Consider the following 25,287-nt stretch of genomic DNA (forward strand, 5'->3'; position numbering starts at 1 on the left):
ACACCGCTAAGCCTTGCGCGCTTGCACATAAGTAACTTCCCATAAGATATATTATGTCACATCATGAAAGCAGGGCGCATCAACGTACCGACACATAGTTTACACTTTAGACTCACCACATCCTTTACAAATTCCTTTGTCCAAATCTTATAATGGCTTTATCGGCATTGGGTTTCTGTACTGCAACACTTTACCCGTAAACATGTCAATTACGCCAAGGGCGACCGAGGCAAAGTGTATCCGTGCATGCCTTTCAGATATCTCCTCCAGGCCAACTAGTTCGCCCGCAAGTGCACCGGAGAGAAATATGCGGAACCCGGCATAGCCGATGTTGCCGGCGTCATTGACCCGGCAGGTTTCGATATTCGTAGCGTATGCAATCTCCGGTAGCTTCTCCGGATATTCGCGCGGTGACCGCTTGTACAACTCTGATGGCAATTTGTCCCGTAAGGCTTCATGCGGCCGTTCGTAATTATACTCTTCCATGAATAAGTCGAAGGCCAGTTGCTGGTCATCGAGTGAGGATTTAGGTGGCAGTGCCGTGGCTTCTTTCAACGTCTTGTGCATGCGTTCGTGACGCCCATTTTGCTGCGGCTTACCGGGTTCAATGCGTTCAAGCCCTATGCCCAGCTTCAGCCACCAAACAGACAGTCTGCTGAGGCCCGCGAGACTGGTTGAGGCAAACGGCGCCCCATTGTCAGTTCGAATGGCGTGAGGCATGCCAAATTCACGAAAAACCTCAGCAAATATAGCCTGAGTATTCTCTGTGTTGGTCTTCGGTACAATCTTGCAGCCTAACAGAAAGCGGCTATGCGCATCTGTTATGGTCACAGGATCACAGCGCAGGCCATTGCCCACAGTGAAATGGCCTTTGAAATCGGCGCACCAAACATCATTAGGCTCCGTCACATGCGATAACGGATATACCGGCACGGCTTTGCGCTGCCGTTTTTGCTTTCGGGTCAGACCTTTGCGGCTAAGAATTCGGCCAACGGTGCTTGGACACGGCCAGTCTGAAACACCAGGATAACGCCGTTTTATCAAGGCCAAGAGTTTCCGGGCACCCCAGGTTGGATGGCTGTCCCGCGCCCTGATAATCATTTCGACGATCTTGGGTCTTACCGCCTTGGGTTGCCTCTTGGGCGCCCGAGACCGGTCTTTGAGCCCATCCAACCCTTGGGATTCATATTGCTCGAGGTATTTGTATCCGGTGACACGACTAATGCCGAACTCCCGGCAAAGGTCTGTCATCGACCAGCCACCCTCTTTCCAGGCGACCACGAATTTCATCCGCTCTTCATACACATTAGTCTCCTTCCATGGCATCGAATACCTCCGATGCCTGAAATGGACAAATGGCTGATTTGTTAAGTATGTGCTGAGCGAGTTTTGTAAGCTATGTGATGACTACGTACCCAAATCAACGTACCGACACATAGTTAACACTTTAGACTCAACCTGCCTGGATACTCGTCTGCCGCCTGAAGACAATCCACGCGACAAAACAAGCAATGCCACCGAACACGAATGGTAGCGGCAACCAGGCAGCATAGAGGCTGGTTGCGACCAGCGGCGCGACAAACCGTGCCATCGATGCCAGCGCCTGCAAATTACCCATAGTTTGTCCCTGGGTCGTTGTGGCCGCCCGCAGCGAAGCATAGGCCTGTATAGACGGCGCACTAAAGCCCAGCGCAAGCGTCATAAAAACGATTAGCATAGTTAATAAAACAGTCTTGATAGTCAGCCCAAAAATGAGCGTCGCGGGCATATAGCCAATCCAGGGCAGCAGCAGCATTCCCATGGCGCTCGCTAAAAATCCGGCACGCACCCAATATTCTGGCGGCCGGCGCTTTTCAACGCGCCGATAGATGCCACCCTGTACAATCGCCAGAATAAGCCCCTGCGCCCCAAAATAATAATAGGTATCCTTCAGATCGAAGCCATACTGGTGCTGCAAGATCCAAGCAAAAAGCACCTCAAACGCCACAAAACTCAGTTGCGTCAGCAGGTGTGCAACATAGATGGCTCGGTCTCCCACCCGGGCAAGCGACTGCACAACCGCCACAAGCGCCGAACACCCATCGCTTCCGCTTGCCCTACCCCAGATGTCGCCACGATTAAACATAATCATAATCGGCGGCAACACAGACAACAGTAGCGGCACAATTCCAATGAACCAAAAGTGATTAATTTCCGGCATATCGAGATTGATGTGATGCTTAATTTTAATCATCACCACCCCCAAAAAGGGTCCGAGAACGAATCCCATGCCGATGGCTGCACCCAGAAGCCCCATGGCCCGCGGCCGCTCGTCAGCAGAGGTATTATCGGCCAGAATACTTTGCGCAATTGCAATGTTTCCCCCGGTGATACCGCTGACGATGCGGCCAAACAAGAAAACCCAGTAGGAGCTCGAAAGTATCCAAATCACATAGCTGGCCAGATTGCCAATCGCTGAAAAGAGAAATACCGGCCTTCTGCCATAGATATCAGATAACCGGCCGATAAACGGCGCGCTGAGCATCTGCGCACCCGAATAAGAGGCCATCAAGACCCCCATGAACACCTCGGGCGGCCAGGATGCCGAGGTGCCATTCTGAACGAGATACGCCGTCAGATCGCGTAAAACTGGGATAATAACCCCAAAACCGAGCATATCGAGAAAAACAATGAGGTAAACAACCTTCAGGTTTGGGCGTGCCACTACTGCATGAACCAAAGCAGACACAGCCGGTCAAAGATTCTCAGGTTTTTGTGCTTGACCTTGTGTTCTAAATAGAATATTCGATTTAGAACATGCCCTCGTTCAACCCCTTGCGCACCCTGCTGCTCGCATACCTGCAATCGGTTCCCGATGGCACAGTAAGCCGCTACGAAGCCATGACCAATATCAATCTATTCTTTTCGAGAATCGACAAGCCCTACTCCCCAGGTGCAATTTATCACGAAACCGGCAAGCTCGAGCACGAGAGAATGATTGAAATTAAGCGTGATAAGATTCAGGTTAGCGATGCATCCCTGAACTGGCTGCAAAACCAGCTCACCACCTCCCCTCTGCCCGGCTCAATATTGGGCAAGCTGACCTTCTTGGTGGCGGCATCCCTGCTCGCAGACAAGCGAGCTCGACAGTCAGCCATGAAGCGGCTTGAAATCGACATGATTAATATTAATCCTAATGACGCTGTCAACGCCTCATCTCTTGGCGGTGTCGAGTTGGCGACAAGTATTTGTCTCTCTAATCTGCTTCTGGCAACCAAGCGATCTGTCCTTGAAATAGGCGCCCAATATTAAGGCTCCAGCGACTGGCATATGATCATCAGGACGACGGCAAGTTATTGGACAAAGTTTATGGCGCCAAGTTCTTGGTCATGCACTGTGGCGCGTGCGAGCGGTATCAGAATATCCTGCCCGCCAGGGTGAATTCGCGAGCGAATATAGATATTATGACTAAAAATCATCAACTCGAGGGGCTGCACCAGTGCCCGCTGGGGATACCCGTTTTTATCAAAAAAATCGACCTTTAGCATGGCTTCTTGCCTTATTTTGCCCTGGAAATACTGCTCAATTTGATCAAAATTCTTGGGGAAAAGTATCTCAAATTTCTCTGTTTTTCGCTGCCAGCGGCGTATTTTCTGAAACCGGGTTTTCGATGCAAAAATATCAGGCTCTGTCTGCAGAAGGTGTATAAACGCGAGCGCCGTAGCGCGCGCATCGGCTAAGGCACGGTGCGCCTGCCCCGTATCAATGCCCAGCTCTTTCTTGATGGAGTCGAGCGAATGCGAGAGACGCTCGCTGCGCAGCTTTCGCGATAGCTGCAGATGGTCATAGTAGCTGCGGTTCAGCCAGGGTAATTTCGCGGCGGCAAATGACTGCTTGAGAAAAGACAGGTCGAAAGGCGCATTGTGAAACACCCAACTACCCTCGGGCATAAACTTCTGAAACGCCGCAAGACCATCTGCGAGGCTTACCGCCTTCTCTTCGAGCTCTGCAGCAGAAATCTGGTGAATGGCACGCGCCTTCGGGTCCATCTTGCGTTCGGGACGAATCAAGACCGAAAAGTCTTCGCGCAGGCCCTCGATCGTGAACGCAACCGCGCCGATCTCGATTATTTCGTGTTTATAGGGGTTAAGCCCCGTCGTTTCGAGGTCAATCGCGAGAAAGCGCATGTCGAGCGCCCACTGCTCTACAGGTGTCGAGCCGTCGCGAACCATGCGTCAGCTGCGGGTGTCGGGGTGTCGGGTCGATTGCAAAACAATTCGCAGGCGCATGCCCACAGGGCAGATCTAGCCCAATGATGCTATTACACGCCCAGAAACGGCCTGAGTCGCATTTTTAGAGCTTTTTATAGGGGGATTTATGGCTTTACTGACAGCTAGCGCGCCTGCTGGGTCTGCCTGCGGCGTTCTGGTAGCCCCCGTTGCCATGGCACACGGCTCGTCTGGCATCGCTCCGCGCGCTGATTGACCGAATGGCCGCCTTACCATAGGCTCGCCGGCCTTGACCGCAGCCAGGCCTTTGGACCAACATTCGGCAAGAAATACCGCCTCTGCTTCACCGTGTGTCGCACGCGGAGAGGCTATGGCGCTACCCATGGGCGCAGATGCACCCAGATCTAGGGCCTGTAGCCGCCAAGCCAGCCCATCAGGCGCCCTGGCTATAGAAATCCACAGCTGTACTTGAGCCAGACGACCTGCCGTGAAATAGCCCGAAGGCACCGCACGCGCCCCAGATTCAGCACGGGGTAGATCCTCATGATTTGCGCAGGCCTTAATTTGTGCGATTTGCCCATGAAAATGCTGTTTCTTATTAGCCAAATTGGCCTTGGTCTCGTGGGCTGCGCGCTTTGCCGGGTTGGCGGCTTTTTTGAGCGCCAAAGCGCGGTCAGTTTGGGCGGTCTTGACCGCAGAGACGAAGCTGCCACCCAGACTGCGGGCTGAATGCCGCAAATAGGCGCTAAAACCTTGTGCAAAATTTTTCTTCTGCAGGGGTTGGCGATTCTGAACGATAGGTAGATTAGGCGAGACTTTGGCCGCAGGCGTGGCATGCGCGCGCAATTCGGCTGCGCCGGCAAAAATTGCCAGCGAGATCAAAAGGGATTGGCTGAGTCTTTTCAGGCCCACTCTGGGCGATTGGCCCAAAAAGGGTCAAAAAGTCAAGAAAAAATGTAAATTTTTTGTTTATACTGTAAATATAGTAAGCTATTTAGGCGGCTATCTGGGCAGCGGGTATGTCTTTGAGCACCTGAACGACGTCTCGCAAGAAGCCGGCAAAGGTCAGGTTCTTTTCGAGCAGCGCGAACTTGCGCTGAAACTCGCATGCCGCGATCAGATTCGAGAGAACCGCCCGCTTGTACGTCTGGTGCTTACGCTGCCAAGACTTGACGCGCGAAAAATCGGCCGCAAGCACAGCCACGACGCCATCGTAAAAATCGATCAGGTCAAGAATGGTGTCCGCAAAAGGCTCGAGCTCGCTGTTGCCCGGGGCAGACTTATACATTTTCTCCATAAAGGAGGTGATGATTTCGACCTCAGAGACTTTAATGCGTGTGAACATCGGTATCGAATACATTTTGCGCCATTCGAGGTTGCGCAAAAAGTAACGCGCAGCAAAAACTGCGTTCTGCGAAATTGACTCATCGGTCATTGTTTCAACCAGGTCAACGGCACGCGCCTTGCCCTGCTCTTCGATGCGCTCGCGCTCGACCTTCACCTTCATAAAATCTTCGGGCTTAAAAATAATCAAACGCGATCGGGGGTATTTGCCCTTGATGCGCATAATATTCTGGCGCGGTATTTTTTGGTCTGAAATGAAATACCGCCGTCCATCGCCAATAGCTGGTAGCACATTGGGCCAATAGCCGTTGAAGTGAAAGGCAAGCCCGGGCAGAAGATCAAGACCCTCAAATTCTTGCGGAATGCGCATGTGGCGAATGCCCGACTCTTCGCCGTACTCGAACGGAATTTTGACGAAACTGCGCTCCATCGGAAAAAACTGCAAAGGCGAATCGGGGCGTGTCTGCACCCGAAATTCATCGCCGAGAAAAATGACGTGCAGCATCGGGTGAATCTGCGTATCGACGCCGGCAGTTGTCCAGCCTTGGGGTTTGCCACCACGAAAAGCCAAGAAAGTGCCGTTGCGCATATTGACGCGCAGCAAGAAACCCACAGGGGTATGGTGCTCTACATAGTCATCGAATTTCACGGCGCTTTACCCTACTCGTCATTATCGGCATCGGAGGATGTATAACTTTCGAGCTGGTATTTTCTGAGCTTGTGCTGCAACGAGCCGCGAGAGACCTTGAGCAACCGGGCAATCTTATGCTGCGAGCGGCCGACGCGGGCATGCGCCCTGCGTATTGCCTCTTTTTCAAACTCGGCAACGACGCCGCGCAGCCCCCTACCCTCTTCGAGAATCGACTCGACAGAAAGCCCTGCCCCGCCCAAAACCTGTTTTTTCAAGAAAGCCAGATTTGCTGCCGCGTCTGATCTGGGACCATAGAACGCCTGCCAGAACTGCCCGAGCGACTGCAACTCGGCGGCGTCGCGTTTTGCCAGCGCAGGCATCACAAGCTTCTGCGGCTCAAGCATGGCGGCGAGCGACTGGTGCACAATTTTCCGGTCGCTGAGCATACCGACGTCGTATACGCTCGCGACCCTGAGAGCGTCACCCGAGCGGGCATTTTTCCAGAGCTCTTGCTGCTCTTTCAGTTCGAGCAATGCAATCTCTGGCACGAGCCAGGTCGTGCGGTCAGCCTGCTCAATCTGGCAAACCGGCGAGCGATTGAGGTCGGGCAACTGGCCTGTATGCAAGAGAGCCAAAGACTGCAACACAAACCTTTTGCCCACCCCCGGCTGGCCATTGAGCAACAGAACCGGTGGCGGCGACAACAGTGCTGCATTGAGCGTCGCCGCAAGGCCAGGGGCATCGGGCATAAAGGGGAAAAAGGTCGGCCGAATTTCGGGCCCTGTCTTCTCGAGCTGCAGCAGCAGACCCCAGACAGCGCCTGCCGCGTCAGAAACTGGCGATGGTGCAAATAGCTTAACCGTCAGGCCGTTGCCAGACTGCCACTCGAATACCTGCGGTAGCGAGGCGGCAGGGCGAAACGCGACAGCCGCTTCAGAAACCTCAACGACGCGTTCGGCACCGTCGAAAATCAGGGCGACTTCAAAACCCGAACCAGCTGCAAAGAAATGCGCGCGCCACAGACCCCACAGGCCACGAGACTGGTACTCTGACCAGATTTGCATCTCTCATGCAGCTTAATTTTAATCGCCCGTCAATCATTATCCATAGAAGCACGCAAATGTCGGATACCCGACAAAGAAGATGAGCACGACTCATGTCCAGCCATAGGTCAAGCAAACCTGCAGCCCGGGCCCATGCAGTTCTTTACACCATGGATAAAATCTCTGCGATCGAATGTCGGATATCCGACACTCAAAAGCGCAAAAGCTCGAAGTGTCGGATATCCGACATTCATGCGCGGCCGCATGAATGCGCTTGACGCATGGAGTAATCGCGCCCACCTGAACAAAGTGGGCGCCGATGTTATTGCAATTGCCAACCAAAAAGGTGGCGAAGGAAAGACGACAACATCGATTAATCTCGCGCACGGGCTCTCGCTCGCCGGCAAGCGCACGCTGCTCGTCGACATGGACCCCCAGGGCAACAGCTCGGGAATCTTTACTGATATCGATAGCCTCACGAAAACCGTCGCAGACCTCTTCACCAAAAAATACACCGCTCAAGAAATTATCGTTTCAACGCGCTACGAAAAGCTCGATATTTTGCCGGCAAAGATCAGCCTCGCAGAAGTTGAGCTCAGCACGCTGAATGTTGACGCCCCTTATGTCATGCGCGATGCGCTGGAGAGCGTTAAAGACAAGTACGACGCCGTGGTGATCGATTGCCCGCCCAGCCTTTCAATATTTACCATTAACGCGCTCGGCTCGGCGGGTTTTGTTGTCATACCACTTCAGGCAGAGAAATTCAGCATTGACGGCATCAAAGGTTTGCAGGGCACAATAGAGGGTATTAAGCGGCGCATAAATCCAGAGCTGAAGATTCTGGGCGCGCTCATCACTCAACTCAAGAGCAATACCGTTCTGACCAAGACCATATTGCCAGTAATACAGAACTACTTTCCTGTTTTTAACACCTCTATTTCGACTGGTGTCGCAGTGGGGGAGAGCCACCTGTCGCGCCGCTCATTGCTCGACTACAACTCGGGCGTGAAGCAGGCCAAAGAATATATGGCGTTCGTCAAAGAAGTGCTCGATGGCATCAAAAAGTAAAAAACTCGGCTTCGCCGCCGATATTTTCGAGCAAGACATCGAAGGCATCATTCGCAAGATTCGGTTGGGCGAAATTCAGCCCTCCGCAGAGCAGCCGCGCACACGTTTTGACGAAACCATCACCGCACTCGCTGAATCGATTAAGACAGAAGGCCTCCTTCAGCCAATTGTTGTAACTAAAGAGGGAACACATTACAAAATAATCGCGGGCGAGCGCCGCTACCGCGCCGCAAAGCTGCTCGGCCTTGAAGAGATCGAGTGCCGCATCTTGCGAAAAAATGCGAAAGACACGTACCGGCTGGCAGTCATCGAAAACCTGCAGCGCGAAAACCTCGACCCAATCGACGAATCGCGCGCATTTCGCAGGCTAAAAACCGAGTACGGCCACACCGATGCTGAACTCGCGCAGATTGTTGGCAAATCACGCAATTATGTCAGCGAGATACTTTCGGTAGCTGAAATTCCCAGCTCTTGGATAGACCGGGCGAAAAACGCCGGCATCGAGTCGAAAAACCTGTTCATTCAATTTGCGCAGGCCGTTAAATCGGGCTCTGCAGAACAGTTCATCACGGCGTTCTCATCGGGCAACCTGACGACAGTCGCATCGGCCAAACAATTTAACCGAGCAAACAAACCAGACGTGCAGCCGAAGCGCCCGGCAGCAACTGGCGCGCCTGCCGAGGTCTCATGCTCGAGCGAGCAATCTGGCCGCACGGCAAAATTCACGATCACGGTGCAGGCGGGCCAGGCGCTTCCATCGGGAAAAGTGAAAGCGCTTGAGTCTGCGCTGGTAGAAATAATAAAACGCCAATTGAAGTAGCGGCATACTGAAGCCGTTATCTGCGCGAAAAGGGTTGACAACCAAGGATTATGTCACATTATTGTGATGAAGACAAGGGCTTGTTGGATTCTTGCGCAAAAAAAATAAAATAGCGCCAATCCCGCGTTTTCAACTGACAACCTTTGGTTTTGGGTAAAAAAAAGGGCATGTTGCCATGCCCGAAATTCCAAAGGGAACTTGTTGGATGATGAGACATAATCATGCGCCAACAAGTTGTCAAACAAAATTTGATTATTTTCGGTCAGGCGAGGGGAGATGGACGCAAACAATATGTACCTAGCGATTATGTCCGATATTTTGGACAGCGGCACATGGGCGCAGCTTGGGCCTGCAGCCAAAGCTCTCTATCCGGTGCTGTGCAAATTCAGCAACCACACATTCAAGCCTGTGTGGCCAGGCACGGACGAACTCTTGCGCCTCACGGGGTTTAAGACAAAAAAGTCGCTGCAAGAAGCAAAGCGTGAGCTCATCAAAACGGGGTTAATCCACGTCGTGGCGGGAACAGGCCGCACACCGTCACATTACTATTTTCGCTTCGATTACCGCGGCAGCCGGGTGGATATCGAGGCACACCGGGCGAACACCGCATCACGCAGAGGGATACAAGAATCGCCCCCTGAGAGATACATCGATACCCCACAGGGGGCGGCTGCAGTAGCCCCGAACCATATCAATATCCACATTAACAAACTCACACAAACCACAACCAATAACAACCCTGACTTGTCGTCGTTGCTGAATGAATTTTTTGGCTCTGGGCAAAAGCGCGGGGACTACAAAGAGCGGCTCGTGCAAGAAATGCTCGAAAAATATGGCTCGCTCGAGGTTGGCGAGGCGGTGCGAATCGCGATCAGCCGGGGTAAAGACGGCGACATTCGTTTTCTCGAAGGCATTCTGAAAAACCGCGATGCGAAAAAGCCGGTTGCGGCGCCGGGCGGCGATGGGGATTTTTCATTCAACGCGCTGCCGCCTGCGCTCAAAATCTGGCAAGACCACCTTGAGCCCATGGGGCGATTTGGCTCTACCTGGTATTTCAAGGCTCTGTCTGAAGTTTCGGCAACATTTGTTGAAGAGCAGTTTAAGCGTGCAGGCCTGCAGATCAAGATATTGAAGGGTTCGTCGCCGGCTGCATCAGAGCAGGGTTTCGCTGCTGCAAATTGATCGTTTTCAGGCCAATAAATTGATTGAAACACTATTCAGGCTTTCATCATGGGGCAAATATTTCGGCGATCGCTGATCGTACTTAAAGAGGGGGCTTTATGCCATTGATGCTTTACACAGTTGTTTTCTTTTTTCTACTTTGTCTTTTCGGATTGTTTTGGTATCTGCAAAGCGGGTCACCTGTACGCGACGCGTACGTCTCGCCGCTCTTTGGCGACCATGAAAAAAATCTGACAACCGAAGATCTGTCACTGCTGCTTGGCCTGAAGCGTATTGAGCATCTTGCCGATCGCGGCCGCTGGCTGCTCTTCATTTCGGTTTTGCTGCTGGTCATTGAATTTTTTGCCGTACTCGCGATGCTGATCGAAAGCCGTGGACAGATGTACGTGGTCAGCGCTGTGAATCACGGTTACGTGATCGGCGGGTTCATCTATCTTTTGGTTTCGGTACTTGCTGTGATTTTTTCGGTGCGACTGGTGTCGGCAGAAAAATCTCTCTCGATTGCAAATCCGTTCGAGCGCATTGAGGCGTGGGAACATAAGGTTATTCAGGCAGACGCAGAGCAGAAAAAGCGCATCGTGCTTTATCTAAACCAGGAATCGGGCAGGCTTGAAGGTTACTTTGCATTTGTTTTTGGTTTGGTAGGTTGCGGCGTGACCTTGCTCATGATCTGGGTTGCAAGCTGGCTCACCCAGTTCGTGCGCTAATCTCTCTTTGATGGATATCACCCGTTCACGCAGCGCGACCGCTGCGCAGGTTCGATCGCTTTCGCCGTCGCTGAAAGTCTTAAGCCAGGGCGGCTCGGTCAGCTTTCAGATTGAACGCACTGCGCCACACTGCAGCGCCGTTGTTGAATATGATTCACCCGCCTGGCTGAATCGTCTGCAGTTTGAATCTTCGCTGCATGTTCTGGCGGATATAGCATGGTCAGATGACGGCGTGCATTTCTTTCGGGTGCACGGTGTTCGGCACGAAAGCCGAGGCGACACGCGGGAGTTTTATTTTCCGCTAACCGTTGCAAAATTTTTGCAGGTACACTTTTATCAAGAAGGTGGCCCGGTGCATGCAAGCGAGCTGCGCAATTTTCAGACAAAATTTCATTCTCAGGTTCAGCTGAAGGCCTCTTCAGAATCTGACCGGCTATGGACTGCTGCGAACCTCGTTGATCGGCGTGAAGACTATGGTTGGGCTTCGGTCATTCGTGAAAAAAACGAGCCAGAAGAAGTGCAACTCGATTTCGGCGGCCTGTACTTTATCGATGGCGTGCAGATGAAGGCCGTGGCTGACGAACTGAATTATTTTCCGTCAGCATTTCAAATTCAGTTGTCTGAAGATGGCAACTTGTGGCAGACCTTGCATAGCGAAGACCATTTTTTTACGGCTTCTGCCTGCTGGAACGCCTGGAGCTTTAACCCCACACGGGCCCGATGGGTAAAGATTGCGATCAACAAGTCTGCCCATTATAAAAAAGGCGAATACCAGTCGAAAATTCTTGATATTGCCGTTTCAGGCGTCGCCGCCCGCTGGATTCAAAACGACCAGCAGGCGCCGGCTTCGTTGCGCATGGCGAGCGAGAACGTACCGGGTGCAGTGTTGCTCGCGGGTAACGGCATTGCAGCCCCGAGTCGCGTTATTCAGAGCGATGACTCAAGGCTGCGCAATGCCAGCACTGAGTACCGTGGCATCATGCAGTTTGCGCGCGACAATGAAGTCTCGCAAGAGAAGGCAGTGCAGGCCAACGATTCGCGGCTCAAGGCGGCGACGACGCTCGCGCCGGGCATCGTGCAGCTGGCAAAAAACGGAGAGGTCAGGGCAGGGGCAGCCGTGCAGGCAGACGATACTCGCCTTGCCCGTACATCTACCGAAGCACCGGGCATTGTGCAGCTCGCGAATGACCGTGAGTCGCGTTCAGGTGTCGCGGTACAGGGCAGCGACTCGCGCCTGAAAGGTGCGTCAACCGACGCAGCCGGTATCGTGACGCTCGCGCAAGATGGCGAGGTGGCAGCGGGCAAAGCGGTGCAGGCCAACGATTCGCGGCTGCGGCTTGCGACACAGGCCTGGCCTGGTATTGTATTGCTGGCGCAGGCAGGTGAAATCGCCAGCGCGAAGGCCGTCGCCGCTGACGACCCGAGGTTGATAGAAGCGGACGAGTCGCACAAGGGCAGGGTGCAGCTCGCGCGCCACGGCGAGGTGATCGAGAAACGGGCGGTTCAGGCCAATGATCCCCGTCTGGCAACTGCTACCGAAGAAAATCGCGGTATTGTGCAGTTTTCACGCAATGGTGTTGCGACACCTGGTCAGGCAGTGCAGGCAACCGACAGCAGGTTGACCGATGCGCGCAGGCCATTGGCGCACGCGCACGAAGAGTATGCGAAAACAATCCACGAATTCTCGCAGCACACGGGCAATCTACAGGTTAAGCGCTCGGGAAAAACAGCGCTGCCCGAAGGGTTTAATGCTATAGCAGATATTAATATCCCACTGGTTATTGAGAACACCGAAGGGGTTGCTGCCAGTTTCAATGGCGGCTCGGTGCATGCGGCCGAGACAACGGCGAGTTTTCATGTCTCTCAGACCGATAGCGCGATACAGGCGGCGTCGCGCGACAAGGCTGCGGCGACGCTGGTTTCAGCGAATGCTTATGCGCTACACCTGCCGCGCTCAGCGCTTGGCGTGAAATCATCAGAAAAGGCGCTGCACGCAGAAGGGCGGGTATTGGTCGAAGGTGCTGTTACCATTCAAGGCGCGCAGAGCGTCGTTGTCTCTCTGCCGCGGGCTTCAAACGAGGCCTTCGTTGAAGGCGATCTGCTGACGATCGAAAACGGAGTTGCCGCGAAAATGCGCCAGGACGCGCAGGTCTGCGTCGGCGTTTTCACCAAGACAGCCGGTCTTTCGCTCGAGAGCGCGAATGCTACCGTTCGCGCCGCAGTTTCTGGAATCGTCAGCCTGCGCGTTTTTGGCCAGGTTAAGGCTGGCGACCGGCTGGTCTTGAATTCGGGCCAACCGGGAACCTGCCGAGTTGCGCAGGGGCAAGAAAAGATCGTCGCGATCGCGCTCGAAGCAGTGCAGCAAGACCGCGAGAAACCCGTAATGAGCATTCTCGTCCGGTGAACCAGGCAGATCTCGCATCGACTGTGGTCGCCCGCCAGCTTGCTGAGTGCGGCAATCTGTTTCACCGCTGGCAGTGGTCGCTTTCGACGAGCAGCAACTATTCGGCGCTGCTGCCCGATTCGGTGGTAGCGATTTCACGCTCGGGCGTTGATAAGCAGTTTATGACTGCGAATGATTTTCTCGCTGTCGATCTGCATGGCGCTCCGCTGGCGAATTTCAAAGAGATCCGTCCCTCAGCTGAGACGGAGTTGCATTGCCATATTTACCGCAAGGCTCAGGGGCAAGCATTGCCAATCGCTTCGGTGCTGCACACGCATTCAAAGTTTGCGGTATACTTTTCCCGGCGCTTTGCTGCCGAGGGGGTGGTGCGCTTCTCGGGCTTCGAAATGCAGAAAATTTTCGACGGTATCGACACTCATGACAGTTCAATCGAAGTGCCTATATTTGCCAATAGCCAAAAGATGAGTGATATTACAGAGAAATTCGACGCGTACCTCGCCAAGAATGCCTGGCCCGCTGCCTATTTGATCGAGGGGCATGGTGTTTATGCCTGGGGCAAGTCGGTATACCATGCAAAACAAAAATTAGAGGCGCTAGAGCATCTGTTCGAGCAAAAGTACATGGAGGAGAAATAAATGCAGAGCCAGTTAACGATTTGCCCTGAAGGCAATTCATCACAAAAAGAAGTCTATTCTGATTTCGAGACCATCAAGAAACACCTTGCGGCTGTTGGCATTGGCTATGAGCGCTGGGTTGCAGAGCAGCCTTTGGCGGCTGACGCTTCGCCCGAAGAAGTTGCGAAGGCCTACAAAACTTCGATCGACAAGATCATGCAGCAGGGTTACAAAACTTATGACGTGGTTTCGCTGCACCCCGATGCACCGCAGGCAAGTGAGGCGCGTAAAAAATTTATCGATGAGCATACGCACGGCGAAGACGAGGTGCGCTTCTTCGTCGATGGTTCAGGCATGTTTTACATTCACAAGGCCGGCAAGGTCTTCATGATGCTCTGTACCAAGGGAGACTTCATCAATTTGCCTGCAGGTACAACGCACTGGTTCGACATGGGCCCAAAGCCCTTTTTTAAGGCGATTCGTGTTTTTAACAACCCCGAAGGCTGGGTGGCGACATTTACGGGCAGCGATATTTCGCAGAAGTTTCCGAAATACGAATAAGTGAAAATTCAGGCTGTAGTCTGTGATATCGAAGGCACGACGTCTTCGATATCGTTCGTTCACCGTGTGCTGTTTCCTCTTTCATTAGAGCGCATGCATGATTACTTGCGCGAAAATGCCGCCGACAGAGAGTTAAAAGCGCAGCTTGCAGAGCTCTGGGTGCGGCTTTTTCCCGGGCAACCACAATCTGCAGACATGCCTGAAATTCTCGAGCGTAAGCTTGTCGAGTTTATTCAAAACGATGTCAAAGACACGACGCTGAAGTGGGTGCAGGGCAAAATCTGGAAACAGGCCTTTGAGAGCGGTGTCGTCAAGGGGCATGTCTACCCCGAGGTTGCTGGCTTTTTTGAAAGGTGGATTTCTCAAGGCATGAGCCTCTACATCTATAGCTCGGGCTCGGTCGAAGCCCAGCAGTTGCTTTTTCGCCATTCACAAGCTGGAGACCTGACGAGATTTCTCAGAGGATACTTCGATACAACGACTGGCCCCAAGCGCGAGACAGATTCTTACCGTTCGATTGCGAAGAGTATAGGCGTAGAGCCTGCGTCGATTTTGTTTTTGTCTGACATCACGGCCGAGCTCGATGCCGCGCAGACGGCTGGCTTTAAGACCTGTCTTTTGCTGCGAGGGGCGGCTGCGACACCCGCAGGTTATACTGGCCCGACCGCTGCCGACTTTGCCGGTGTTCACCAGCAGTTCTTTCTGTGAACTCAAGGCGCATCAGTTAAATTGATTGCCCCGTGCGCTTTGCACGCAAAATGCGCACATGGCTAAACCCTACATTGTAACGATCGATCAAGGCACGACTGGATCGCGCGTCTTCTTGATCTCTGAACGCGGCGAGGTGATCTCGAGCGCGTACGAAGAATTCACGCAGCATTTTCCGAGGCCCGGCTGGGTTGAACACGACGCCGAAGAGATTTGGGCAAGTGTTGAAAAGTTGCTCGCGCGGGCCATCGAGGCATCGGACGCTGCGGCGATAGGCATTACGAACCAGCGCGAGACGACTGTCGTCTGGGAAAAAAGCACCGGCAAACCGATACATCCTGCTATTGTCTGGCAATGCCGCCGCACCGCAGACTATTGTGAGCAACTCAAGAAAGAGGGCAGGGCGGAGCTCTTTCGGAAAAAAACGGGTCTTGTGCTCGACGCCTATTTTTCAGGGACAAAAATTAAGTACATTCTCGACAATGTCGGTGGTGCGCGCAGCCGCGCCGAAAATGGCGAATTGCTGTTTGGCACGATCGACACATTTTTGTTAAACCGGCTGACGGGTGAGCATAAGACCGACTTCACCAACGCGTCACGCACTCTGATTTTCAATATTCATGAGCGTAAATGGGATGCCGAGCTCTGTGAGATCCTGAAAATTCCACAAAAAATTCTGCCGTCGGCGCAGGCGAGCAGCAGCCTCTTTGGCAAGACAAAGGGGCTCAAGGCGCTGCCCGATGGCGTGCCGGTCTATTCGCTGATCGGCGACCAGCAATCGGCTCTTTATGGCCAGCTGTGCCACAACCCCGGCGAGGCAAAGAATACCTATGGCACTGGCTGTTTTGTGGTGATGAATCTCGGCGATAAATTTCTCGAGAGCAAGAACGGCCTGATCACGACTCTTGCCTGCGATGCGCACGGCAACCCGGTCTACGCACTCGAAGGTTCAATTTTTATCGGGGGTGCGGTTGTGCAGTGGCTGCGCGACAAGATGCATTTCTTCGACGACTCGGGTAAGTCAGAAAGCCTCGCGAAATCCGCAAACGACGAATCAGAAGTTGTGTTTGTGCCCGCATTCGCAGGCCTCGGCGCGCCCTATTGGGACCAGAATGCGCGCGGTGCAATTCTCGGCCTGACGCGCGATACCACGTCGGCGCAAATTACGCAGGCTGCGCTCAAAGCAATCGCGCTGCAATCGTACGACGTCATCGCGGCGATGCAGGCCGACAGCGGTCTCAAATTACCGGTTCTCAAGGTTGATGGTGGCGCCACGCGCAACAATTATCTGATGGAATTTCAGGCCGGGGTTTTGGGTGCTTCAGTGGTTGCGCCACGAAATGCCGAGACGACGGTTCTGGGTGCTGCCTACCTCGCAGGCCTCGGCGCGAAAATTTGGTCATCGCCTGAAGATCTGGCAAGCCTCAACCCGCCAGCGGCGACGTTTCACCCGGTCATGACAGCCGCGCAACGCGAGCGCGAACTAAAACTGTGGAAAGATGCGATTGGGCGCGTGCTGACGACGCGCTGACAAGTGGAGTTAGGCGTTTACGGCCTGCAGAATGTCGAGCGCATGTGTCTTGACAGAAACTTTGTCGAAGACATGCGTGATTTTTCCGGTTGTGTCGATGACAAACGTGGCGCGCAAGATTCCCATGTATTTGCGGCCATACATTGATTTTTCAGCCCAAACGCCAAAACCTTCAGTGATTTTGCCGGTGTCGTCAAACAGCAAGGGAAAGTTCAGTTCTTGCGCATCGATGAATTTTTTATGCGCCTTTTCATTATCTCTGGAGCAGCCCACGACGGTGTAGCCGGCCTTCTTGAGAGCCGCGCTGTTGTCACGAAAGCATTGCGCTTCGGTCGTGCAACCCGGTGTGCTGTCTTTTGGGTAGAAATAAAGAATCAGAGGCTTTTTCTGCCAAAGTTCAGCGAGCTTGATTTTTTTGGGCTCACCCTCGCCGACCAGAATTCCGGTCAGCGAGGCAGGTACTTTTTTGCCGGCTGCGAGCATTAAGAAAGTTTGCCGAGAACGCCTTTTTCTTGCAGGTATTTGTAGAAGTTGTCGCGGTTCTTCGGTTTGTATTTTGCACCGCTGTCTTTTTTCCATGAGCGGCATGCATTCTGCATTTTATCAACGTTCTCTTTTGATGAACCTTTTTTGAAGTGTTTCAGTACGGTAATCATTTCATGTTCTTGCTCGCAAGCAACCAGATGTTTATCAGCCATGAGTAGTCTCCTTTGGTTTTCGCGCGGCATGCCGTTTGTACCAGAGCCGTCAATTGCTTTTGTGTCCGAGTTGTTGCCGGCGCCCGATAGAATGCGTTTCACTGAGAATATCAAATCGCACACAGCCTTCACATCATCAGCAGCCCCCTTGCGAAATTGTTGCGGTGAGCGCGCTGGCACATGCAGAAACAACGCATTTATCGCAGGCTCTACGGATAACATCATGAAGTAGACAAAATTGCAGAGGTAATCGCCCGCGTTTTCACTGAGCATGAAAAGCTGTCTGGTCGCGAGAGGTAGCTCTGCGAGCAGTTGCTCTGACACGATCTTGCTCGTATAGAAGCGAGCTTTATCGGCGGCAATTTTACGAGTAGCAGAGCCGTGCCGGCGCAGGTTGCGGGCGTGGCTCTCGATCGTGAGAGATCCCCCTTGTTTTTCACCCATGAGCAAAACCAGATCAGGTTTCGTCTTGAGCACCTGAGGCTGCAAAATCTGCCAGGCAGTGGCAAAATCTACGGGCAATATTGCTGATTCGGCAAGGCGAATACCAGGTGGCATTTTTGAGGATATCAGCGCCTGAAGCAGGTCTGCCGACGTATTGCAGCTTCGTCCGCCAAATGGTTCAAATGCTGCCATAAAGACCGTCAATGATTTGTCATGAAATACTTGCCGGGGCATGTGTCTTTGTATAGTTTACGGAGTATGAAAAAATACTTAATATACTTTATTGCAGCCGTGGCTGCCCTGCAATGCGGGCCCAAGGTTGACTACGCTGAATTGCGCACGCGGGCAAAATCGGCGTTCGGTACGCTGCCGGCAAAAATGCCTGGCTCTGAAAAAGACACCCCAGAACTCATTGCTCTGGGCAAAATGCTCTATAATGACCGTCGGCTGTCAATCAATGATACCCAGTCGTGCGCGAGTTGCCACATTCTCGAGGGCAAGAAGGGCGGGGTAGATAACACCAAATTCAGCCCCGGCGCGAAGGGCTCGCTCGGCGGCCGCAATGCGCCAACGACCCTTAATGCTGGCTTTCACTTTGTTCAATTCTGGGATGGCCGCGCAGCGAACCTCACTGAACAGGCGAAAGGCCCGGTATTGAACCCGGTTGAAATGGGCATGCCGAGCGAAAAGGCCGTGGTCGATAAGATTTCGCAGGTCGCCGAATATAAAGAGGCTTTCCCCAAGGCTTTTCCGGGTTCAAAGAATGCGATTACTTACCAGAACATCGCCGAAGCGATTGCAGCGTTTGAGCGCACTTTGATCACGCGTGACCGCTTCGATGACTTCATTAACGGCGACGATAAGGCGATGACCAAAGAAGAACTATTGGGAATGCAGACTTTCATGAACCAGGGTTGCACCACTTGCCATATCGGTCAATTGCTCGGCGGCAACAGCTACAGAAAAATGGGCCAGGCTCGCCCATATGAAACAAAAGATCTTGGCCGCTTCGATGTCACCAAGAAAGAAGAAGACAAGTTTATGTTCAAGGTGCCGTCGCTGCGTAACGTTGCGCTGACCGAACCCTATTTCCATGATGGTTCTGCCGCCACGCTTTCTGAGGCCGTGGCAAAAATGGCCTACCACCAGCTCGGCAAAGAACTGGGCGAAAAAGATGTTGCTTCAATCGTGACATTTCTCAAGGCTCTGACAGACAAACAGCGACAGTAGGCAAGACGGGCATTTCAGAATTTCTCTGAGATGCCCATATTGCTCACGCTTCGCCCCCGAAGCGCCGACACTCAAATATGGGTCGGCAGCTGCTTGAAATCGCGGGGCGATTTCTCATATATTCCATTCTGCTTTCTCTCATCAATTTTCTCTCTGCTGCGCATGCACTAAACCCCGACAACGACTATAGAGATGCAGCGCAAACCTTCGCGCAACGCGACATGGCATCGACGCAGAAGGCAATCTCGATGCTCGAAAAAGTACTGGAGCAAAAGCCCGACCATCTCGACAGCCAGGCCCTGATCGCCTATGCGTACGCCCATGAGGCCTTTATTCTCTCGCAGCTCGGTGAGAGCGGCAGCGATTACCAGAATTCGGCCGAAGCTTTTATCAAGGCGGTTCAGACACAACAGCCACAGAATGCATCTGCAAAGAAGGCATCTGTCTTCTTGCTGATGTCGTCGGGCAAAGTGGCTGACGCGCGCAAAATTCTCGAAAAAGATCTGAACGACAAAGAGGCCGACGCAGATATCTGGTACATGTACGCACTCGCGGGCGATGCCGACAAAACCGTCAATCACCTCAATCGTGCGTTGACGCTAAACCCCGACCACGTGTGGATCTATACCGACATGGCCTTTCGCGCTCTGAAAATGGGTGATGCTGTCGTCGCCGAAAAATGGATTAAGGCGCTAGAGGGCAGGCGGCCGGCAGTTGCCGAGGTGCCTTTACTCTATGCAGTGCTTGCGGCACAAAAAAAGGACAAAAAGCGTGCGCAAGAGCAATGGGCTGAATTTGTCCGCCGGTCGCCTGAATCACCGTTGGTCGCAAAATTTTCACCAGCGAAGAAGAAATAATCAGTTTAGCGGCAAGCTGTCGCGCATCTCTTTCGGCGCCTTGAGCAGGTCACTCACCAGCGATTCGATTTCACATGCGCTCGCACCCCCGCGGGCCTGCCAACGTTCGGGTATTGAGGCAGCTGGCTTTTTGCTGAGCACCGTATTGCATTTTGGAGGCGCTTGCATGACATTCGCCAACGGCTCCGAAATTGTATAGGGCAAAACCCTCCAGGCCAGGTCAAGATACAGGTGTGCCAGCTCATGCCGCAGCTGACTGGCATTGCGCTGACGCAGCAGTATGCGCGCCCGCTGCCGGTCGAGCACCGATGCCATGCGTGCGCCTCCCTTTACTTCATAGAAGTATTTTTTGCCAATACACAGCCTGACCTCTGCCGGATAGACCGTTGGGGCGTAGCGAGCGGCAAATTCACTCCAGATTCTGCGGCTTTCGGGGCTGCGCTCAAGTTTTTCACATTCGGCAGCGAGGCCGCCAGCCATGAGCAGGCTAAATATCAAAACGATTGCGGGTTTCACAATTTGGGCAGAGAATCGTCACCTCACCCTTGACACGGGAGTTGCCCGCTTTATCGACCAGTTTGCCGACCGCGGTAAATTGAAAATCCAGCCCTTCGGGATGGTAATTGCCTTTGCCATATTTCGAAGTGCCTTCCATAACGTAACCGCACGCATGGCACTTGACTTTGAGTCGAATTTTTTCAGCCATTAGTTATTGAAGAAAATTCTGTAGGGCGCCGACGCCATGTCATTCAGTTTTTCGTTTGCATACCGCGCATAGTCGAGCAGCAAAAGATAGAGCGTCTCTTCGTGCAAGAGGCGCGCGCTGAAGCTTTCACCGCCGTACGCGACGCTCTGTTCGAGCTTGAGCATGTTGGCCTTGATTTTCGGCAGGTTCTTGTTCAGGTCATAAACCAGAAACTCGCTCGCGCCGTTAACCTTCAAGAGCATGCCATAAAGATCAGAGCTTGTCGAATTGACCATGCTGAAAAAGCCATTCATCATGCGCGTTGTATTGCGCACGACATTGCGGGCAGCGACTCTTTGCACGTACGGTATGCGCTTGAGATCGACCACGGTCTTGCGAAGTTGCTTTAGCCGCGTCTCAAGTACGCTCAGGTTGCCGTTGTCCGATCGAATGGCGTCGTAGTATTGCTGAAACATGATCGACGAATTGACTATTTTTTCAAGCGGCATGGAGTGTTCGAGAGAGTAGACGGCATCATCAGCCGAGCTGGGCACAACTTCAATATTGATGAATTTTGCGCCGAAATAACCCCATGAGCTGAGCGAGGCGCGGCTTGCCGCCCTCGGTATCGGAAAATCTTTTCTGATCTTCGCGTAGATGCGGTGGCCGCTCGTGCCCGAAACGAGGTATTCAACTTCGCCGATTTCGAGCGCGCCCTGGTAGCGAATTTTCGTACCGGGGCGCACGTCTTCGACGAACTCTGATGAAAAAGTCATGCGATAAAAATCGAGCGAGCGCACGAGGCTGCGCGTGCCGAAATAACCGAGAAAAACTACAAAAAACATCAGAATCACAAAGCCGATGAGCAGAGTCATTCTGTCCGGGTTGCGAATTGTGTCCCAAAAGCTGAGCCATTCTGCCGTCGAAGTTCTTATTTCAGCTGTTTTCACGGGTGGTATTTCTGCAACACTGCCAGCGCATTTAACGCAGCCTGAGAGCCTGTTTTTCGCCGTTCATAACAGAGCAAGAGTAATTTCTTTCCGGTGCTGTTGTTCTTGAGGTGCAACACCGCGATACCGTACTGGTGTTTTCCTTCGCGCACGGTGCCGGTTTTGCCCCAGAGAAAAGTGTATTTTTTCTGGTTTCCGAGTAGCCTGCAAAAATCTCTTAACGTACCCCGCCAGGTGCCGGCAAGGGAATCTGTGATCAGCGCTGCGTGCGGGTTTTTTACTGCTGAGGCTTCGAGTAACCGTGCATACATCGTGACCAGGCGGCTGACTGCGATGCCTGAATCAAGGTCGTAACCATATACGTGCACCGGCTTTTCTATGCGCAGGTTCTCGGGCCACTGAAAACGCTCGCGCATCCAGATTTCGAATTGCGGTATACTTTGTCCGCGAAAGAGGCTCAAGAAGAAATAATTGCAGCTATGAACCAGCGCCTCACCCAGATTTACAGCACCGTGACCCTCGGGTGTCCAGCAGCGCAAGTCTGCCTCGCGTTTGCGCTCCGCCGGGCAGAGAATGGTTTGCCTGGCATCGAGCCCCTTTTCGAGCAGGTACCACGCAGCGAAGGGTTTCAAGAGCGAGCCGACCGGGGCGAGTTCTTCGGTACCAGACTCAGCGAGGGTACGGGGTTCGCCTGAACCCACTTCGACGACCACAAACGCTGCCCGGGGCTTTTTCGCAGCACCGGCTGCGCCAAGCCCGCAGCCGAGGCAAAAAGCGGAAAGCAAAATTCGATTTACGGCACCTTTTGAAATGCGCATGTTCTAGCCGACACGGTTACAATGGATGTCACGGCGAAAAGAGAAGACCTGAAGCTCACGGTCAATGAGATATTCTACAGCATTCAGGGCGAGGGCAGTTACGCGCTGCATCCCTGTGTTTTCGTGCGGCTCACAGGCTGCAATCTGCGCTGCACCTGGTGCGACACAACGTATTCATTCTACGAAGGTGAGCCGCAGACAATCACGCAGATTTTGCAGACTGTCACGGGGTATGCGGCGAAAAATGTCGAAATCACAGGCGGCGAGCCGCTGCTGCAGAAAAATGTGTATCCACTAATGCATGCGCTGCACGAGTCAGGGCACAAGGTCTTGCTCGAAACATCCGGCTCGGTCAAGGTGAATCAGGTGCCGCAATTTGTGCATACCATTCTCGACATGAAGGCGCCCGGCTCAGGCGAACACAAAAAAAATCGCTACGAGAACCTTCAATTACTCAAAAGCTCCGACGACTTAAAAATTGTTATCGCCAATCATGAGGATTTTCAATTTGCTGAAGACCTGATACGCGAACACAAAGTCGAAGCGTTGCTGCAAAATCCGGTCATTATTCAGCCAGTTTTTGGCGAGCTTAACCTTGCAGAGGCCGGCGAATGGCTTAAAAATTCACCGCTCAATCTTCGGCTCGGCATGCAGCTGCACAAATACATCTACGAACCCACGCTCAGAGCGGTCTGATGCAGATAGAAAAAGAGTTTATTTTCGATTCTGCGCACTTTCTCCCGTTGGTGCCCGAAAACCATAAATGCAGAAAACTGCATGGCCACACCTACCGCGTCACCATTGCCGTGTCAGGTGAAATCAACCCCCAGGGGTGGATTATGGATTTTGCCGATATCGGCGATATCGTGAAGCCGATTGTGCGCTCGATCGATCACACGCTGCTCAACTCTGTCGAAGGGTTAGAGAACCCAACCGCAGAAAATATTGCGCGTTGGCTGTTTGACCGTATTAAAGAGAAATTACCAGAACTTGCGTTTGTGATTGTTCAAGAAGGCGAGTCGTCTCGCGTGATCTATCCCCAAAGGCAATAATGGCGCCGCGTGCAGTTGTGCTTCTTTCAGGCGGGCTCGACTCGGCGACCTGCATGTATCTCGCCCGCGAGCATGGCTTTGAAGTCGAGGCCATCTCGTTCAACTACCAGCAGCGTCATAGTGTTGAATTGACCGCGGCGCAAAGGCTCGCAGCTACCTGCGGCGCCAACCATACGATTATCGACGTGAATTTGCGAGCGATCGGTGCGTCGGCTTTAACGAGTGATATTGCTGTGCCAAAAGGCGGCACACACCTGCAGGGCGAAGCGGTGATACCTTCGACGTATGTGCCGGTGCGCAACCTGGTATTTCTCTCTCTCGCCTATGCATTAGCCGAAGCGAAAGATTGTTCGGCTATTTTCACTGGAGTCAATGCCATCGACTATTCAGGGTATCCCGATTGCCGCCCCGATTTTATTGCCTCGTTCGCGCAAACAGCGGCGCTGGCTTCTAAATCGGGCAGAGAAGGGCGCGCACCTGAAATTCTCACACCGCTCATTGCCATGACAAAATCAGATATCGCCACAGAAGCGCTGCGGCTCGCTGTGCCGATTCACCTCACCTGGTCATGCTATGACCCGCAAACTGCCGGCGACATGCTTAAACCCTGCGAGCAATGCGACGCCTGCCTGCTGCGCGCGCAGGGTTTTGCTGCGTTGGCGCTGCAGCTATCTAAAGAAGTAATTTTCGGTTCTCCCGTAAAAGTCGCATAAACCGACTTGAGGGAAACCCCATCACGTTAAAGTAACAACCTTCGATGCGCTCAATATTTTGCATGCCAAACGCATCTTGCACACCGTAACCACCCGCTTTGTCATAGGGTGACGGCGTGTCGGCATAGGCCTCGATCACTGAAGCTGGCAGCTCGGCGAAAAAGACCCGGGTTGTCTCGATAATCTCGGCCTTTTCACCGCGCGGAAACACCAACGAGACCGCGGTATGCACGAGATGCGGCCGGCCAGAGAGTCGCGACAGCATCGAAATCGCTTCAGGTCTGTCTTGCGGCTTCTCGAGCACCAGGCCATCGAGTACGACAATCGTATCGGCAGCCACAGTCAAAACACCTGGCGCAGCGATCACTCTCGCCTTTTCGTGGGCTATCCTCAACGTCTGCTTTTCTGCGTCTGCGTCGCGAATCGCCAGTTCGTCGATGTTGGCCGGCCGCACTTCGCAGCGAAAACCGAGTTTTTCAAGAATTTCACGGCGTCGCGGTGAAGCGCTCGCGAGCACAATCTGCACAGAAGCAAATTCATTGCTCATATGAACTCATTGACGCCGCGCGTTTCGCCTGTTTCATGCTGCATGCGCTTCATTCTGACTGCAGGCATCTCTGGCTTTCTCGCTGTTTTTTTCGGGGCATTTGGCTCACACGTTCTGAAAGCATCGCTCGGCGAAAAATTCTTTTCGGTTTTTCAGACCGCAAACCAGTACCACTTCTGGCATACGCTCGCATTGCTCGCCGTCGCCCTCGTGCGCATCGATCGCCCGCAGAAATTCTTCACCGCCGCCTGCTGGGCATACCTCGCCGGGCTGCTGCTCTTCTCGGGCAACCTATACCTCTACGCCGTTTACCAGCAGCGCATTTTCGCGATGCTCGCGCCGCTCGGTGGTGCAGCGTACATGCTCGGTTGGCTGTTTTTGACGCTCGGGGCGGTGCGGGTGTTTGCACCGGCATCTAAACCAGATTGATATTGTTTAACAGCTGAGGATTTCCATAGCTACTAAATCTTGT

At 53.1% G+C, this 25,287-nt stretch carries 28 protein-coding genes; 16 read left to right on the forward strand and 12 right to left on the reverse strand.

Translation table 11 applies throughout. The features are described 5' to 3' along the window. Window positions 1–147: 147 nt before the first annotated feature. On the reverse strand, window positions 148–1,326 hold the full coding sequence (locus tag TURPA_RS20980; RefSeq protein ID WP_014805278.1) for an IS481 family transposase: 1,179 nt from the start codon (window positions 1,324–1,326) through the stop codon (window positions 148–150). A gap of 127 nt (window positions 1,327–1,453) precedes the next feature. Beyond that, on the reverse strand, window positions 1,454–2,728 hold the full coding sequence (locus TURPA_RS20985; RefSeq protein WP_342612523.1) for an MFS transporter: 1,275 nt from the start codon (window positions 2,726–2,728) through the stop codon (window positions 1,454–1,456). Window positions 2,729–2,796: 68 nt separating this feature from the next. Here TURPA_RS20985 and TURPA_RS20990 point away from each other — a divergent pair, with 68 nt between their 5' ends. Beyond that, entirely contained in the window at window positions 2,797–3,291 is a 495-nt protein-coding gene (locus TURPA_RS20990; protein ID WP_014805280.1) for a hypothetical protein, read from the forward strand. A 41-nt stretch (window positions 3,292–3,332) separates the two neighbouring features. Here TURPA_RS20990 and TURPA_RS20995 read toward each other — a convergent pair whose 3' ends face one another. From TURPA_RS20995 to TURPA_RS21010, 3 genes are all read right to left on the reverse strand, one after another. Further along, window positions 3,333–4,211, reverse strand: a complete 879-nt coding sequence (locus TURPA_RS20995; RefSeq protein ID WP_014805281.1) for a 3'-5' exonuclease — start codon at window positions 4,209–4,211, stop codon at window positions 3,333–3,335. A gap of 991 nt (window positions 4,212–5,202) precedes the next feature. Then, window positions 5,203–6,201, reverse strand: a complete 999-nt coding sequence (locus TURPA_RS21005) for a hypothetical protein (protein WP_014805283.1) — start codon at window positions 6,199–6,201, stop codon at window positions 5,203–5,205. An 11-nt stretch (window positions 6,202–6,212) separates the two neighbouring features. Next, complete coding sequence (locus TURPA_RS21010; RefSeq protein WP_014805284.1) at window positions 6,213–7,247, reverse strand: P-loop NTPase family protein; 1,035 nt, start codon at window positions 7,245–7,247, stop codon at window positions 6,213–6,215. Window positions 7,248–7,490: 243 nt separating this feature from the next. On the opposite strand from TURPA_RS21010, the gene TURPA_RS21015 reads away from it, so the two are divergent. The 9 genes from TURPA_RS21015 to glpK all read left to right on the forward strand — a co-directional run bounded on the left by TURPA_RS21015 (window position 7,491) and on the right by glpK (window position 16,821). Next, window positions 7,491–8,294 carry a ParA family protein gene (locus tag TURPA_RS21015; protein WP_157210654.1) on the forward strand — a complete coding sequence of 268 codons (804 nt, stop codon included), beginning with the start codon at window positions 7,491–7,493 and terminating at the stop codon, window positions 8,292–8,294. Continuing rightward, complete coding sequence (locus tag TURPA_RS21020; protein WP_014805286.1) at window positions 8,278–9,114, forward strand: ParB/RepB/Spo0J family partition protein; 837 nt, start codon at window positions 8,278–8,280, stop codon at window positions 9,112–9,114. The genes TURPA_RS21015 and TURPA_RS21020 overlap by 17 nt, the downstream gene beginning before the upstream one ends. A 291-nt stretch (window positions 9,115–9,405) precedes the next feature. Then, window positions 9,406–10,296, forward strand: a complete 891-nt coding sequence (locus tag TURPA_RS21025; protein ID WP_157210652.1) for a helix-turn-helix domain-containing protein — start codon at window positions 9,406–9,408, stop codon at window positions 10,294–10,296. A 98-nt stretch (window positions 10,297–10,394) separates the two neighbouring features. Continuing rightward, the gene (locus TURPA_RS21030; RefSeq protein WP_014805288.1) at window positions 10,395–11,003 is read left to right on the forward strand and encodes a hypothetical protein; all 609 of its coding nucleotides are present in this window, start codon (window positions 10,395–10,397) and stop codon (window positions 11,001–11,003) included. A gap of 10 nt (window positions 11,004–11,013) precedes the next feature. Then, on the forward strand, window positions 11,014–13,407 hold the full coding sequence (locus TURPA_RS21035; RefSeq protein ID WP_014805289.1) for a discoidin domain-containing protein: 2,394 nt from the start codon (window positions 11,014–11,016) through the stop codon (window positions 13,405–13,407). Continuing rightward, complete coding sequence (mtnB, locus tag TURPA_RS21040; RefSeq protein ID WP_014805290.1) at window positions 13,404–14,042, forward strand: methylthioribulose 1-phosphate dehydratase; 639 nt, start codon at window positions 13,404–13,406, stop codon at window positions 14,040–14,042. The genes TURPA_RS21035 and mtnB overlap by 4 nt, the downstream gene beginning before the upstream one ends. Next, window positions 14,043–14,582 carry a 1,2-dihydroxy-3-keto-5-methylthiopentene dioxygenase gene (locus tag TURPA_RS21045; RefSeq protein WP_014805291.1) on the forward strand — a complete coding sequence of 180 codons (540 nt, stop codon included), beginning with the start codon at window positions 14,043–14,045 and terminating at the stop codon, window positions 14,580–14,582. Beyond that, window positions 14,583–15,290: an acireductone synthase gene (mtnC, locus tag TURPA_RS21050; RefSeq protein WP_014805292.1), complete on the forward strand. Its 708-nt coding sequence runs from the start codon at window positions 14,583–14,585 to the stop codon at window positions 15,288–15,290. It begins immediately after the preceding gene. A 58-nt stretch (window positions 15,291–15,348) separates the two neighbouring features. Continuing rightward, a complete protein-coding gene (gene glpK / locus TURPA_RS21055; RefSeq protein ID WP_014805293.1) occupies window positions 15,349–16,821 on the forward strand; it encodes a glycerol kinase GlpK in 1,473 nt (490 codons plus the stop codon). A 9-nt stretch (window positions 16,822–16,830) separates the two neighbouring features. Here the strand turns inward: glpK and bcp are convergent, their stop codons facing one another. Then, on the reverse strand, window positions 16,831–17,304 hold the full coding sequence (gene bcp, locus TURPA_RS21060; RefSeq protein ID WP_014805294.1) for a thioredoxin-dependent thiol peroxidase: 474 nt from the start codon (window positions 17,302–17,304) through the stop codon (window positions 16,831–16,833). Next, a complete protein-coding gene (locus tag TURPA_RS21065) occupies window positions 17,304–18,155 on the reverse strand; it encodes a pyroglutamyl-peptidase I family protein (RefSeq protein ID WP_041949676.1) in 852 nt (283 codons plus the stop codon). The genes bcp and TURPA_RS21065 overlap by 1 nt, the downstream gene beginning before the upstream one ends. A 66-nt stretch (window positions 18,156–18,221) precedes the next feature. On the opposite strand from TURPA_RS21065, the gene TURPA_RS21070 reads away from it, so the two are divergent. After that, the gene (locus TURPA_RS21070; protein ID WP_014805296.1) at window positions 18,222–19,193 is read left to right on the forward strand and encodes a cytochrome-c peroxidase; all 972 of its coding nucleotides are present in this window, start codon (window positions 18,222–18,224) and stop codon (window positions 19,191–19,193) included. Window positions 19,194–19,270: 77 nt separating this feature from the next. Continuing rightward, entirely contained in the window at window positions 19,271–20,050 is a 780-nt protein-coding gene (locus tag TURPA_RS21075; protein WP_014805297.1) for a tetratricopeptide repeat protein, read from the forward strand. Here TURPA_RS21075 and TURPA_RS21080 read toward each other — a convergent pair whose 3' ends face one another. Genes TURPA_RS21080 through TURPA_RS21095 form a run of 4 tightly spaced genes read right to left on the reverse strand, consistent with a single transcriptional unit; the run spans window position 20,051 to window position 22,503 of the window. Beyond that, entirely contained in the window at window positions 20,051–20,566 is a 516-nt protein-coding gene (locus TURPA_RS21080; RefSeq protein ID WP_157210653.1) for a hypothetical protein, read from the reverse strand. It abuts the gene before it with no gap. After that, window positions 20,538–20,756 (reverse strand): hypothetical protein, encoded by a 219-nt coding sequence (locus TURPA_RS21085; RefSeq protein ID WP_014805299.1) that lies wholly within the window; start codon window positions 20,754–20,756, stop codon window positions 20,538–20,540. Before TURPA_RS21085 ends, TURPA_RS21080 begins: the two co-directional genes overlap by 29 nt. Continuing rightward, on the reverse strand, window positions 20,756–21,685 hold the full coding sequence (locus TURPA_RS21090) for an MlaD family protein (protein WP_014805300.1): 930 nt from the start codon (window positions 21,683–21,685) through the stop codon (window positions 20,756–20,758). The genes TURPA_RS21085 and TURPA_RS21090 overlap by 1 nt, the downstream gene beginning before the upstream one ends. After that, on the reverse strand, window positions 21,682–22,503 hold the full coding sequence (locus TURPA_RS21095; protein ID WP_014805301.1) for a penicillin-binding transpeptidase domain-containing protein: 822 nt from the start codon (window positions 22,501–22,503) through the stop codon (window positions 21,682–21,684). Before TURPA_RS21095 ends, TURPA_RS21090 begins: the two co-directional genes overlap by 4 nt. Window positions 22,504–22,524: 21 nt before the next feature. Between TURPA_RS21095 and TURPA_RS21100 the strand changes: the two genes are divergently transcribed. Genes TURPA_RS21100 through queC form a run of 3 tightly spaced genes read left to right on the forward strand, consistent with a single transcriptional unit; the run spans window position 22,525 to window position 24,268 of the window. Then, a complete protein-coding gene (locus tag TURPA_RS21100) occupies window positions 22,525–23,199 on the forward strand; it encodes a 7-carboxy-7-deazaguanine synthase QueE (protein ID WP_014805302.1) in 675 nt (224 codons plus the stop codon). Beyond that, on the forward strand, window positions 23,199–23,555 hold the full coding sequence (gene queD / locus TURPA_RS21105; protein ID WP_014805303.1) for a 6-carboxytetrahydropterin synthase QueD: 357 nt from the start codon (window positions 23,199–23,201) through the stop codon (window positions 23,553–23,555). Before TURPA_RS21100 ends, queD begins: the two co-directional genes overlap by 1 nt. Then, window positions 23,555–24,268: a 7-cyano-7-deazaguanine synthase QueC gene (gene queC, locus TURPA_RS21110; RefSeq protein ID WP_014805304.1), complete on the forward strand. Its 714-nt coding sequence runs from the start codon at window positions 23,555–23,557 to the stop codon at window positions 24,266–24,268. Before queD ends, queC begins: the two co-directional genes overlap by 1 nt. Here queC and TURPA_RS21115 read toward each other — a convergent pair. Further along, window positions 24,228–24,815 carry a Maf family protein gene (locus TURPA_RS21115; RefSeq protein ID WP_014805305.1) on the reverse strand — a complete coding sequence of 196 codons (588 nt, stop codon included), beginning with the start codon at window positions 24,813–24,815 and terminating at the stop codon, window positions 24,228–24,230. The genes queC and TURPA_RS21115 overlap by 41 nt on opposite strands. Window positions 24,816–24,857: 42 nt before the next feature. On the opposite strand from TURPA_RS21115, the gene TURPA_RS21120 reads away from it, so the two are divergent. Beyond that, complete coding sequence (locus TURPA_RS21120) at window positions 24,858–25,244, forward strand: DUF423 domain-containing protein (RefSeq protein ID WP_014805306.1); 387 nt, start codon at window positions 24,858–24,860, stop codon at window positions 25,242–25,244. The last annotated feature ends 43 nt before the right edge of the window (window positions 25,245–25,287 follow it).

The sequence above is a fragment of the Turneriella parva DSM 21527 genome, assembly GCF_000266885.1.
Lineage (GTDB): Bacteria > Spirochaetota > Leptospiria > Turneriellales > Turneriellaceae > Turneriella > Turneriella parva.